Below are 13,609 nucleotides of genomic sequence, written 5' to 3' on the forward strand. Positions count from 1 at the left end.
GAGTGGAAAAGAAATGTGCAACCGACCGTTCCAAGATGTGATTACCACTGAAGAAGAGTTATGCGAACGAATGGGGACTCCCAATCGAATGGTGGCGCGAAAGGCCATTGATCATTTGGACCAGCATTGTCGAGATTTTATTGCACTTTCCCCCTTTGTACTATTGGCAACAACCGATGCTTTGGGAGCGTGTGATGTTTCTCCGCGCGGTGATGCTCCAGGTTTTGTCCAAGTGTTGGATGACAATCATTTGGTGATCCCGGAGCGTCCCGGCAACCGTCGAATGGATTCGCTCCGGAATATTCTTTCCATTCCTCAAGTGGGTTTGCTGTTTTTGATTCCTGGTTTGGGTGAGACACTTCGAGTGAACGGACGGGCCTGTGTGATCAAGGACCAGAAACTCCTTCAACCGATGGCGGTTAACGGTCGAAGTCCAAAGGTGGGCATTGGTCTGGAAGTGAAAGAATCCTTTATCCATTGTGCCAAGTCATTGAAACGATCCCGTCTTTGGGAGCCGGAAACATGGTTGGAACCGTCAGCATTGCCCCATGTGAGCAAGATGTTGGCTGACCATATTCAGCTTCCTGACGTAACGGCTGAATCCGTAGAAAAACGGTTAAAGGAATCCTATACGCATCGTCTGTATTAATTTCCGGTGAAAAAAGGGAGGGGGATTTTGAAAATGGTCAGCAATCGGACAGCATCAGCAGGAGTGCTGTATCATCCCGAACCGGTTCAAAAGGCTATTGAACGGCTGTTGGGTCCATCAAAAGCGGAACAATTTCAATTGCAGCGGTTGGTTGTCGATCACACCATTGATGCATTTGAAATTACAGGAAAGAACGGGGATATTGTTTTGGCCGGGACGAACAATGTGGCAATTCTTTCCGCATTTCACTGGTATCTGAAATATGTGGCGGGTGCTCATCTTTCATGGAATGGTGATCAACTGGCCCTCCCGGAATGCCTGCCTGCCCCAAAGAATAAGATCCGTAAGGAAACCGAACTGTTAAACCGGTATATGTACAATTATACGGTTTTTGGATATACGTCTCCCTATTGGTCTTGGGAGAAATGGGAAAGAGAGATCGATTATCTGGCAGCCTCCGGAATTAACCTGGCGCTGCTTCCGATTGGCCATGAGATGGTTTGGTATCAAACCTTTTGCCAATGGGGTTGCCCGGAAGAAAAGATTCTGGACTGGATTGTACCTCCAGCTCATCAGCCGTGGCAGTGGATGGGGAATATTTCGGGGTTTGGAAAGCCGATCAGTCGGAACTTGATGAAAAAACGGGTCGCTTTGGGAAATAGGATTGCTGAACGGATGCGTGAACTGGGGATTACGCCGGTATTTCCGGGATTTAATGGTATTGTGCCGCCATGCTTTACGGAGAAACACCCGGATGCGCATATTATTCCACAGGGGGATTGGTTTGGGTATCCGCGTCCCGATTGGCTGAATCCCACTGATCCGTTGTTTTCTGAAGTGGCTGCTGGATTTTATCGGAATCAGGCCGAACAATTCGGGGAAACGACCTATTTTGCGACGGATATTCTGCATGAAGGCGGAGATGCAGGAGGGGTGAACCTAAGCGAAGCGGCGCATTCGATCCAGCAGGCAATGTTGCAAGCAAATCCGGCATCCGTCTGGGTGATTCAGGCCTGGCGGGATAATCCCCGTAAAGAAGTGATCGAAGGGATCAACAAGAAACAGGTCCTCGTATTGGATTTGGAATCGGATGAAAAGCCCCGTTGGAAGAGAGGAAAGGGGTTCTGGGGGAGCCCTTGGGCCTGGGGGATCATTCAGAACTACGGTGGTCAACCTGGAATATATGGGAACTTATATGAAATCGCTGTTACACTTCCCGAAGTATTCCATCTTCCCGAAAGTGAACGCGGTTTATTATCCGGTCTTTCTCAGACAATGGAGGGAACACACCACAATCCGGTCGTAATGGACTTATTTGGTGAAATGGCTTGGCGAAGCGAACAAGTGGATCTGCAAACCTGGATCTCGCAGTATATATCCCGCAGATATGGTCAATATGATAAACACGCAATCAACGCATGGGAAATTCTGTTGAAAACAGCATACAGCAAGCGGATGGATGGGCATACTTCCGGGAATGGACATACCGAGTCACTGTTTACAGCACAGCCTGATCTAAATGCCAGGCGTTCCCACTCCTGGGGGCCGACACAATTCCGTTATGATCCTTACGAATTTGATCAGGCATATGTGGAACTGTTGCAGGTACATCCAAATATTCGCCAAAGGGAAACGTATCGGTACGACCTTGTGGATGTGACCAGGGAAGTGCTGGCCAATCGCGGTCGGTTGCTTTTGGAAGAGATTCGCCAAGCTTATGAAAAAAAGGATCTGAAACAATTTAATGTGTTGGCTGATCGCTATCTCTATTTTATGGACCTTTCTGAAGATGTGCTCGCCACCCATCAGGATTGGCTTCTCGGACCCTGGTTACAAGACGCCAAGAAATGGGGTGGGGATGAGGCGGAACGAAGAGCGCTGGAGTATGATGCCCGTTCGATCATTACCATATGGGCTGGGGAAACAGCATCCCAGACATTGCATGAATACGCCAACCGGGAATGGGCCGGTCTGATGGGGGATTACTATAAGAAGCGATGGAAACTTTACTTTGACACATTGATTGAAGCGTTGCAAGAGGGGAAACCACCCAGGGGAATCGACTGGTATGAGATGGGTTACCAATGGGCGACCGATCACAAAGAGTATCCCGTTCAACCCAAAGGAGACACCTACGAGGTATCCTGCCATATTGCCCAGGAATTGGCGAAAATGCCGGGACAGGGAAAGGTTAAACTCAGCCTGGACCAAGCCATTTGGAAGCTGGATCAAGCGCTGGAGATGAATACATTGTTTTTGAATCAAAACCCGTTCCATCCGGCAGAAGATGTCCGTTTGAACATTGGTGTTCCCCAAGGGGTTGAAATCAAGCCGCTGGGTAAGACCACATATCCTTCAGTACCGCCCAGTGGCAGTGTAACAGTTAAATGGGAGGCTTCTGCTTCAAAAGGAATCATCAAAGATCGGGCGGTCGTGGAGATACCGGTTCAGGCAACGGCTATATATGATCAGGGGGATCGAAAAGGTCAAATGAAGGAAGTAACCCGGTTGATATATGCAGGATGGAACATTCAGCATCCATATGAGACCTTTCAATCGACGGAAGCCGACTTTTCGCAAAATGGAAATCAGTTTGCCATTTTGGCTGGCGGAAGAGATATGTGGAAAAAAAGCGATCAGTATGGCTCTATTTTCTTAAGGGGTGGGGCCACAGGGGATACAGTGGCTGTAACCAGAGTCATCCACCAGGGAAAGACAGGACCTTGGGCAAAAGCAGGTCTGATGATCCGAAGTGATCTTACATCTTCCGGAAAGTCCGGAGGTTATGTTATTGTTGCTGTCACGCCGGAAAATGGATTTATTTTGCAATGGGACAGTAATCATAACGGATATCTTGACCGGTCCAGACAAATTGGGACAACCACATATCCATCATGGCTGAAACTTACAAAAAACGGAACAAACTATACAGGCTTCTACAGTGTGGATGGAGTATCTTGGGTGGAGATCGGCAGCGTATCCCTTCCTGCTGTTCCCGCAAAACAGGATATAGGATTGTTTGTCAGCGCTGTGAATGCACACAATGCTGGTGCCGACAGTTTGGTAGAGTTTGACGGTTTCAGTGTGACAGGCATGTGAACGAAAGATAACGGCTCTATCCCACCCGCCCTTTAACAGAGCGGGTGGGAACCTAGAAGAGGAGAGCGCGTAAAACGGAATTCGTTTACAGAATGGTTGACGGATCTGTGTGGAAAGAGGATGATAGAGGACAGACAGAGGTTCTCAGAATGAGTCAGGGAGTGTCAATCCATGTTGTGGACCCAAAAAAACAATTCGTTTTATGATCATGCGGATATCGAACGTCGGGTTGGTGGAGGGGGTCGTTCTGCGCAGGATCTGCGCGATCCTTTTGAACGGGATCATGGGCGAATTATACACAGTGCGGCTTTTCGTCGGCTCCAATCCAAAAAACAGGTGATTGGAACCGATTTGGGGGACTTTCATCGGACCCGATTGACGCATTCGATGGAAGTGGCTCAGATTGCTCGCGGTATTGCTCTTTCCCTCAATCAGCGCTCTCCATTTTTACAGGATACAGCGAAGATTGACATTTCTTTGGTGGAAGCCGCCGCATTGGCTCATGACCTGGGACATCCTCCTTTTGCTCATGAGGGAGAACGGGCTCTTCATCAATGTATGTTTGATTTTGGAGGGTTTGAAGGGAATGCACAGACATTTCGCATTCTCAGCCGCCTGGAAGGAAAAAAAGGAGAAGGTTTAAAACTGACCAGAGCTTTGTTGCTTGCCATCATGAAATATCCCGTTCAGATGCAGGAAGTGTTGCAGACAAAAGAACAGCCTCTCGTCAAAGAATACCCGCCAAAGGTGAGTATCTATGATGTGGACTCCGATGTCTTTGAATGGGTGTTGCATCCCTATTCCCAAGAAGAGATCGATTTTTTTACAGATAAAGATCTAACCTGCAATAAATCCCCGTTCGTCTGTACAACCCGGATGTCTCTGGAGTGCTCCTTGATTAATTTGGCGGATGATATTGCCTATGCCACCCATGATTTAGAGGATGCGATCAATTTTCGTTTCGTGGAGATGGAAGAGCTCTGCGAAATGCTGGAGAAATCTGTGAAAAATGCTCCGTTTGAGGAGTTGAATGAAGCATATCGCTTGGCGCAAAGAATCCATACTCGAAGAGAAGATTTCAAATATCTGTTAAAGGAAGTCTTTGCTTTTCTTATATCGGCTTTTGTAAATTATACAGAGGTCAGAGAAGAAGGAGAAGAATGGTTTTCACCCCGGTTCCGTTTTCGTGTGGTGATTCCAAAAGAGCTGAATGAGTTGATTATGAAGTTGAAAAAAGTGGTGGAACTTCGGGTGATTCACTCTCCAGGAGTACAGGCTCTGGCTTTTAAAGGGGATCGAACGGTTCGGTTGCTGTTTGAAGCCATGATGGCTGAGGAAAAATTACTTCCTGAAAACGATCGACAAGTATTGGAGGAAAATCCCGACCTACGGGCCCGTATTGTTTGTGATTACATCTCAGGGATGACGGACCCTTATGCCCTTTCCTTGGTGGAACGACTGTATGGATCAGGACGGACCTTCTTGTAATACTTGGTGTTCTCTCCGTGCAAACTGGGATCAGACCCAGATGCACAGGAGGGATTTTCTTTGAGCAGAATGATGAAAGGATTGCTGGGAATCGTCATCGGAGCGGCCGTTTTTTGGCCATCAATGGAGATACAAACCCAAGAACAGGTCACCGTATTGAAAGGAACCATGCAATGGTTGAATATCCAGGGAGGATGCTGGGTGTTGGAGAATGATAAAGGATTGCGCTATGAATTGGTGGGGAAAGAATCGCTGCTGCAGCCCTTGAGAAAGGAAGGCTTGCGTGTGACTGTGGCCGTTCAGGAGGACCCTGAATTAGTGGGGAAATGCATGGTGGGACGAATGGTTAGGGTAATTCGGGTGATTCAGGTACAGAAAAAAGAAGGAAATCTGGTGCCATCCAAGCTGTCTTCTATGGTGTTGAATATATTGGATCGAGCGACGATGGCTGAGAGAGTTTAGATCTGTCATCTCGTTATATTTTTTTTTGAAGACAAATAAGGGGGAGAGGTATGAAATTTTCTTTGATTCAAATGGATATTGCTTATGGACAACCTGAAAAGAACCGAAAACAGGTGGAAGATCATCTGGGTCGGGTGGTAGAGCAGCATAGACCGGATGTGGTTGTTCTTCCCGAAATGTGGAATACCGGCTATGATCTCCAACGGTTGGACGAAATCGCAGACCGGGGAGATCTGCCCGGCTGGATGGCGGAAAAGGCAAAAGAATGGGGAATCGTTTTCGTGGGTGGCTCCATTGCAGAAAAAAGAGCGAATGGGTTTTACAATACCACTTATGTCTATTCACCCGACGGAAACGAAGTCGTTCGTTACAGTAAAGTTCACCGTTTTCGTCTGATGGACGAAGAGAAATATCTTCAACCTGGAGAAAGGCGAAGTCCACTGTTTTCCATTGGAGAGTTTGCTGCCGGATCAATGATCTGTTATGATTTGCGCTTTCCTGAACTGGCCCGTTCATTGGCTTTGGATGGAGCTCATATCGTATTTGTTCCTGCCGAGTGGCCACACCCGCGCCTGAATCATTGGCGGGCCTTGCTTCAGGCACGGGCGATTGAAAATCAGATGTTTATTGTTGCTGTAAACCGTGTTGGAAAAGGTGGGAATCATACCTTTTGCGGCCACTCGATGGTTGTGGACCCCTGGGGAAGCATATTGGCGGAGATGAAAGAAGAAGAAGCCAGTCTCACGGTAGACATTGATCTGGAAGAAGTGGACCGGGTGCGGCGAAAAATTCCCGTGTTTAAAGACCGAATTCCGGATTGTTATTTTTAGATCTTACCCTAAAAAAGCAGTCGGAACCTGGATAAAGGTCTGACTGCTTTTCAAATATAAGAAACAATGAATGAGAATCCGCATCAGGGTGGATCAGGTGATCAGTCCATTCTGCTCCCCCTGATGGATCGTTCAATAGTAGGAGGAAGGTTTGTTGTTCAAGGTGGTAGATGTGGACTCTTTGGAGGAGTCAAATTCGGTAACCAGCGGTTCGCGTTCAATGTCAACCACATCCTGCCATTCCTCTGGCTGTTGTTGTTGATTGGTCTTCAAATGAAGCCGCTCCACTTCAACCGTATGTACTTCCTTCCGAATGTGAATGGAGTTCAATTCAAAATATTTTTCCAGCAACTCACGAATTTCTTGATTAAATTTCTCTTTGTCCATTCCTTCCAATTCCCTGGCGATATCGATTTGAATGTCCAACCTTCGCATGGGTCTTGTCTCCTCTCTGTAGGATTCAAATCTAATAGTAAGATAAATATCGGGGAGGGCACAATAGGTGGTTGTTGCATCAAATACAAAAAAAGACTGCCCTTTGCTTAAAGGACAGTTGGGGTCTTCCATACGATTTAAATCTTCTTCATATTTTTTAATGGCAATGGAGGACATACGCGGGCAGTCAGCTTGGACACCACGTAAATGGTGATCAAACTGGATACCATGGCCAGAGTACGGAAGGGGAAGAGTACCACTCCATCTTCTACCATGGGATAAGGGATCAGTTGCGGGATTCCCAGAACCGGTTCCCCACCCCCAAAGCGGAGAATAAAAGCAACAATTAATCCGGCAATGGACCCATATTTGTTTGCACCCTTAAAGAAAAGGGCCATGGTAAGTTGGGGAAACAGAATACAGTAGACAAAATCACTGCTTAAAAACCATAATTCATAGACACTTTGTACATTGAGGGCGATCAGTGTTGCAGCGACACCCACGATAACAATGGATCGTTTAATGGTTTTTTGCAGTTGTCTATTGGTTGCCTTGGGTCGAATCAATGGTCGGTAGACATTCCAGGATGCCATCGAAGAGGCGGACAGAACGGAAGAGTCCACCGAGGACATAACTGCTGCCGCCAAAGCACCGAGTCCCAATGCAGACAACCACTCTGGTGTCATATACCGAAGAACATAGGGAAGAATAATGGCAGAATTTTCTGTTTCTTGAACTCCAAGTGCAGACCAATCGGCAGTAAAACCGATCGCACCGATTAAAACTGCAGGTATGGCAGCGATGATGGCCCAACCACCAGCCATAATGGATAACCACATGGCGGAACGCTCACTGCTTGCGGATAAGACACGCTGGAAGTAAACCTGCCAGGGAATTCCACCAAAAATCAGAAGCAGCGCATAATCCCACCAATTCCAGAAATACGGTCCCCAATCCGGGTCTTTCCAGCCATCCAAAGGTGGGATCAGTTGAGAATAATGATTCCCCATCTTTTCCATTCCGGTGGTGTATTCAGACCATACGGAATTCAGACCTCCTGCATCGCTTAAAATCAAGGGGACCAACAGATACAAACCGATGACAATAATTCCGAATTGGAGCACATCGGTGTATGCAACAGACCAGAGTCCTCCTACGATGGTATAGGCGATGGCAATAGCGGCAGACAGGAGAATAGAGGTTGTGAAATCCAACCCTAGAATTGTTCCAAAAGTGGTTCCCAAAGCGGTTAAGATGGCTCCACTCCAGAAAATTTCCCCCGCCAATGCTGGGATAAACAGAATACCTGTCAATTTTTTCCCAAAGCGTGATTCCAGAGGATCCAACATGGTGGTGAACTGATAGCGACGCATTTTTCGGGCGTAAAAGATTCCGCCGATAATCAGGCTCAATGCATACCCCCAGGGAGCCTGAACCCAAACGAGACCGGAAGCGTAGGTGGACTCCGCTGTCCCGTTGATGTAACCACCGCCAACCCAGGTGGCTGCCATGGTGAACATCGAGATCCAGATCGGCATGCTGCGACCGGCCAGCATGGTGTCTCTCAGGTTGGTGCTTTTCTTTCCTGCGGTGACAGCGCCTACGTAATAGACAAGCGCATAGAAAGCCAACAGGAAAAAGACACCGCCCCACTGTATATCGCGCTCTGTGTATGCACTGTAAATGGCAATCAGAACGATGGTGAGAAACAGACCGACCAGTCCCAGCCTGCCGGGGGTCCAAAAACGTTTATTATTTGTCGCATCATCCATGAGTCTGCATCATCTCCTTTAAATGAAATCATTCTTTCTGGTTGGGTATGGGAACGTGTTTGAAAATTTCCCCTGATTCAAAGGAATGGGCCAATTTTTCCAGCCAAGTGTAATAAAGCTGGGCCTGTTCCAATTTGCTCAGGTCACTTTCCACTTGCTCTTTTTCGTCTGGAGTCAATTCCGGGTCGTTTAACAGGTTGGTCAGGTTTTTCTCTGCTTTTTTCAATGTTTTTTGATTGAGTTCAATCTCTTTTTCCCACAGTTGGGAAAAGAAATCGACAAAAGAACGAAATTGATCATGTTCTGCCTCATACAGATCCTTTCGCACACCCTTTTGCCATTTTTTATGCACGAGTTTGAGTCGGGAAAGAGCCCGGACACCAGTACTCATACTGGTTTTGCTCATTCCGGTCAAACCCCTCATTTCATCGAGAGTCATAGGTTCGTCATGGAAAAACATAATTCCAAACAGACGACCCATGGAAGGACTTAAACCGTACATCTCCATGGTTTCAGCCAAGGATTCAATATAGTCCTGGCGGGCTTGTTCAATCTTCTCAGAAGACCCCATCATAATCACACTCCTAACCTAGTATCTCCTGTTTTTATATTTGCTAACATACCTCGGAATATGATCCTGAGACGAAAAATTCGGTTTGTACAGATTTTACTGTACAGACATTGCATATGTTAGCACAGTAAAATGAAATGTCAAATCGAACAGCATTGTTTTGGGAGAGGAAAAGAAAGAATAAAAGCGGGGTTGCAGGATATTAATGGTCATGTTATCGTTACAGAAGAAACTGTTCGTACAGAAAAAACTGTACAAAATTAACGGATGGGAGTGAGCAATCTTTGGAAGCGCATCGGATGTTTATCAACGGTGAATGGGTAAAGGCCCAGTCCGGCCAGACAAGAGAAATTATCAACCCATACAACCAAGAAGTGATTGCCGTCGTTCCCGAAGGCGGACGTGAAGATGCCAAGCGCGCCATTTCGGCCGCTCGAAGAGCTTTTGACCATGGAGAATGGCCTCATCTTCCCGCAGCGGAACGGGGAAAGAAGCTATTTCAGATCGCAGAACGAATTGATGCAAACAATGAAGAGCTTGCTCGTTTGGAAACGCTTGATACCGGTAAAACATTGGTGGAAAGCCGAGCCGATATGGAGGATATCGCCAATGTATTCCGCTATTTTGCAGGTCTGGCAGATAAAGACGGAGGAGAAACGCTAGAACCCCCGATGGCAGATGCGATCAGTCAGGTGGTTCGGGAACCGGTCGGCGTCTGCGGTATGATTACCCCTTGGAATTATCCGCTTCTTCAAGCGGCCTGGAAGTTGGCTCCTGCAATTGCTGCCGGTTGCACGATGGTGTTGAAACCCAGCGAAATTACTCCGTTAACCTCCCTGAAAATCGCTGAAATCATGGAAGAAGTCGGCTTTCCTGAAGGAGTGGTCAATGTCGTGACCGGTGCAGGACCTACAGTGGGAGCTGAACTGTCGGAATCTGACCAAGTGGACTTGATTTCCTTTACCGGAGGGATTGAAACCGGGAAGAAAATTATGCAGGCGGCTTCCGAAAATGTAAAAAAGATTGCTTTGGAATTGGGTGGAAAAAATCCAAATGTAATCTTTGCGGACAGTGATTTCGAAACCGCAGTGGACTATGCACTGAATGGAGTCTTTTTCCACGCGGGTCAGGTTTGCTCTGCCGGTGCCCGTTTGATTGTGGAAGAAAGTCTTCATGATCGATTGGTAGAAGAATTGCTCAATCGGGTGAAAAAGATTCAACTGGGTAATGGCATGGATGAATCGACTCAGATGGGTCCACTGATTTCAAAAGAGCATCGTGATAAAGTGGAAAGCTATATTGCCATTGGAAAGCAGGAAGGAGCGAAACTGCTGATCGGTGGCAAACGTCCGGATGCTGCTGAACTGAAGAACGGATTCTTCGTGGAACCGACGATCTTCGACGGTTGTGATTCCAGTATGCGGATTGTACAAGAGGAAACGTTTGGTCCCATTTTGACGATCGAAACATTTAAGACGGAAGAGGAAGCGGTTCGTTTAGCCAATGACTCCATTTATGGCCTGGCCGGAGGGATCTGGACTCAGGATGTAAACCGTGCCCAGCGGGTCAGTCGGAAATTGCGTATGGGAACCGTTTGGATCAATGACTTCCATCCCTATTTCCCCCAAGCACCCTGGGGTGGCTATAAGCAGTCCGGAATCGGCAGAGAGTTGGGGAAAGCAGGACTGGAAGAGTATACGGAACAGAAACATATCTTCCAAAATTTGAACCCCCAACCCATGCACTGGTTTGGTCAGGATTAATTGAAACGTTATAAAGGAGTGGATGAATGATGATGCGGTTTGAGCAGATGATGGATCTGAAACAGTTTGTTATGCCCACCAAAGTGGTAACCGGAATCGGCGCCTCCAAACGGGCAACGGATGAAATTCGGGAGCTGGGCGTCAGCAAGGCAATGATTGTGACAGATAAAGGGATCTATCAGGCGGGAATTGTTGATCCGATTGCTAAGGCGTTGAAAGAGGCAGGTATCGATACCTTTATATTTAGTGACATTCAGGGTGAACCGGATACGGAGCTGGTAGCCAAAGGGAGTCGGATCTTTAAAGAACAAAACTGTGATGGATTGATCGCTGTTGGCGGAGGAAGCTCCATGGATACAGCCAAAGCGATTGGTGTGGAAGCTGTCCATCCTGAACCATTGATCAACTACGAAGCTTCAGAGAACGGAAAACCTCTGGAGAAAAGAATCCCGCCTTTGACAACCATTCCAACCACAGCCGGTACCGGTTCGGAAGTAACCCAATGGGCAGTGATCAAAGATCCGGTACGCGAAATCAAGTTTAATGTTGGAGGCCCCTTGATTCCTGCTCATTTGGCCATTATTGATCCGGAATTGCAACAAACCATGCCTCCGCATATTACTGCGGCCACCGGAGTGGATGCACTGTCTCATGCCATCGAGTGCTACACCATGCATCAATCGCAACCAATCACAGATGCAGTGGCATTGTTGGCGATTGAATATGTAGCCAAATATATTCGCCGTGCCTATGCGAATGGAAATGACCTGGAAGCCCGGTATGGAATGGCTCAGGCAGCGATGCTGGCCGGTCTCTCCTATGGAAGTGACTCTGCTGGTGCTGCTCATGCGATGGCTCAAACGCTGGGTGGCATGGTTCCGGTGATGCACGGTCAATGCGTTTCTGCCATGTTGCCAGCCGTCATGGAATACAACTGGATGGGCTGTCCGGACAAATTTGCCCGAATCGCTCAAGCGATGGGTGTGGATACCCAGGGAATGTCCACCGAAGAAGCAGCCAAAGCAGCTGTAATCGAGGTGGAAAGAATGGTGAACGAGTTGAATATTCCGACCTTGAAGGAACAGGGTGTGGACCCGGAACAAATTGATCGCTATGCCCAGGCAGCCTATGATGATCCGCAAACGTTCGGAAATCCACGCATCATCAAGAGTGTGGAGGATTACAAGTGGATTTACCGGCGTTGCTTGGGATTGGAAAAATCCACAATATAATATGGATAAAAATGATGCCGGCTCTATTGAGCTGGCATCATTTTTAATGATATACAGTTCTCGGCTCCTGCTGTCATTGGATTTTTTTAATATGGATCACTTCCGATGGGCTGAGCGATTGTCCGTTGATGGTGATCTGGGCATGATCCGGTTCCCCAAGAAAAATCCATAAGTCCGTGGTGACGCTTTTTGGATGCGTAAACCGAAAGGGAGGATCTTCCTCATTCAGAGTGAGATCTTTTAAGTACCCTCCATCCTCATTTTCTTTGATTTGAATCCAACACTTCCCTGTTGATGTCACTTCCAGCTCTAAATCCTGATTGTTTGTCAGTTCGTAGACGCTTTTTTTGTTGTCTCGATTGATTAAAGCCATTCCACCGGGAGTGGAAGCATGGGTTGCTTGAACGGACCCCTTTTTTGTCTGTGCGGTATGATGATTGGCGGATGAATGATTACCGTTTCCCAGGATGCCACCTGTCCAGAGTCCTAGTGGGATCAGCAATAGGATTCCCGTGAGAATCGCCCAGATGGGCAACTTCTTTCGCAGCTTGCGGGTTTTTCGATAGGAATCCACTGAAGGGCTGGAGGAAAACTCAGGCTGTGGATGGGATTCCGGCAGTGAAGATTCCTCTTGTTCCAGGAAATCTTTCCAGTCATAATTTGGTAATGATTTTGATGATGGGAAAGATTCCTGATCGGATGCATATTGGGGTTGGTTGTTGGGTGTTGCCGTCACAGAGCCGGTTGTATGTGGGATGCTTCCGCTCTGCTGGCTGAATTTGCTTTTTGGATGAGTTGCTTGTTTTCCTGTATCCATCCGGTTGGTTTCATTTTTGGAAGAGGGGAGGTTGTCCGTTGGGGTTTGTTCTGTTGCTCGGTATTGTTTTAAGAGCTTTGTTGGTTCCAAACCTACTTGGCTGGCATAAGAACGAAGATAGGAACGAACATAAAACGGACTGGGCAATTTTTCAAATTGTCCGTTTTCCAAAGCTGAGAGATCCGCACGGGAAATTCGAGTGAGATCCTGTAATTGATCCAGCGTTAACCCCGTATTCATCCGCGCTTCTTTCAACTGTTGACCGATCTGTTTCCACAATCCGACCACCTCCGATGACAATTCCCGACTGCATGTTATGTAAAAGGTTCCCGCAGATCGGAACGTTCTTTTTTCGGTCGGACATGTCCGTTGCCTATAAAGATAGCATGGAGATGTTGCCGAGAACAGGCGTTTCAATGTAAATATAGACAGAGTTTACAAAATATCAACAAAACCTTTACTGTATTGTTTACAGCGAAAAGGGAATGCCT

11 protein-coding genes are annotated in these 13,609 nt (G+C 47.2%); 7 read left to right on the top strand and 4 right to left on the bottom strand.

The annotated features are described in order from the left end of the window. The first annotated feature begins 13 nt into the window (after positions 1-13). From FN782_RS01820 to FN782_RS01840, 5 genes are all read left to right on the top strand, one after another. The gene (locus FN782_RS01820) at positions 14-649 is read left to right on the top strand and encodes a pyridoxamine 5'-phosphate oxidase family protein (protein WP_142504053.1); all 636 of its coding nucleotides are present in this window, start codon (positions 14-16) and stop codon (positions 647-649) included. A gap of 33 nt (positions 650-682) precedes the next feature. Then, positions 683-3,748, top strand: a complete 3,066-nt coding sequence (locus FN782_RS01825) for an alpha-N-acetylglucosaminidase (protein WP_142504054.1) — start codon at positions 683-685, stop codon at positions 3,746-3,748. A 171-nt stretch (positions 3,749-3,919) separates the two neighbouring features. Then, positions 3,920-5,236, top strand: coding sequence for an anti-phage deoxyguanosine triphosphatase (locus FN782_RS01830; RefSeq protein WP_142504055.1), 1,317 nt, complete (start codon positions 3,920-3,922; stop codon positions 5,234-5,236). Positions 5,237-5,296: 60 nt separating this feature from the next. After that, positions 5,297-5,698 carry a hypothetical protein gene (locus FN782_RS01835; RefSeq protein ID WP_142504056.1) on the top strand — a complete coding sequence of 134 codons (402 nt, stop codon included), beginning with the start codon at positions 5,297-5,299 and terminating at the stop codon, positions 5,696-5,698. Positions 5,699-5,748: 50 nt separating this feature from the next. Continuing rightward, a complete protein-coding gene (locus FN782_RS01840; RefSeq protein WP_142504057.1) occupies positions 5,749-6,528 on the top strand; it encodes a carbon-nitrogen family hydrolase in 780 nt (259 codons plus the stop codon). A 132-nt stretch (positions 6,529-6,660) separates the two neighbouring features. On the opposite strand, the gene FN782_RS01845 is transcribed toward FN782_RS01840, so the two are convergent. The 3 genes from FN782_RS01845 to cudC form a co-directional block, all read right to left on the bottom strand. Further along, the gene (locus FN782_RS01845; RefSeq protein ID WP_142504058.1) at positions 6,661-6,963 is read right to left on the bottom strand and encodes a hypothetical protein; all 303 of its coding nucleotides are present in this window, start codon (positions 6,961-6,963) and stop codon (positions 6,661-6,663) included. A gap of 137 nt (positions 6,964-7,100) precedes the next feature. Then, a complete protein-coding gene (locus FN782_RS01850; protein ID WP_142504059.1) occupies positions 7,101-8,735 on the bottom strand; it encodes a high affinity choline transporter 1 in 1,635 nt (544 codons plus the stop codon). Positions 8,736-8,763: 28 nt separating this feature from the next. Beyond that, on the bottom strand, positions 8,764-9,309 hold the full coding sequence (cudC, locus tag FN782_RS01855; protein ID WP_142504060.1) for a choline uptake/conversion transcriptional regulator CudC: 546 nt from the start codon (positions 9,307-9,309) through the stop codon (positions 8,764-8,766). A gap of 296 nt (positions 9,310-9,605) precedes the next feature. Between cudC and betB the strand changes: the two genes are divergently transcribed. Both betB and gbsB read left to right on the top strand, forming a co-directional pair. After that, positions 9,606-11,069, top strand: a complete 1,464-nt coding sequence (gene betB, locus FN782_RS01860; RefSeq protein ID WP_142504303.1) for a betaine-aldehyde dehydrogenase — start codon at positions 9,606-9,608, stop codon at positions 11,067-11,069. A gap of 26 nt (positions 11,070-11,095) precedes the next feature. After that, on the top strand, positions 11,096-12,301 hold the full coding sequence (gbsB, locus tag FN782_RS01865) for a choline dehydrogenase (protein WP_142504061.1): 1,206 nt from the start codon (positions 11,096-11,098) through the stop codon (positions 12,299-12,301). A 73-nt stretch (positions 12,302-12,374) separates the two neighbouring features. Here gbsB and FN782_RS01870 read toward each other — a convergent pair whose 3' ends face one another. Beyond that, positions 12,375-13,397, bottom strand: a complete 1,023-nt coding sequence (locus FN782_RS01870) for a helix-turn-helix domain-containing protein (protein ID WP_185955975.1) — start codon at positions 13,395-13,397, stop codon at positions 12,375-12,377. Positions 13,398-13,609: the final 212 nt, after the last annotated feature.

The organism is Melghirimyces algeriensis, from assembly GCF_900182565.1.
Lineage (GTDB): Bacteria > Bacillota > Bacilli > Thermoactinomycetales > DSM-45169 > Melghirimyces > Melghirimyces algeriensis.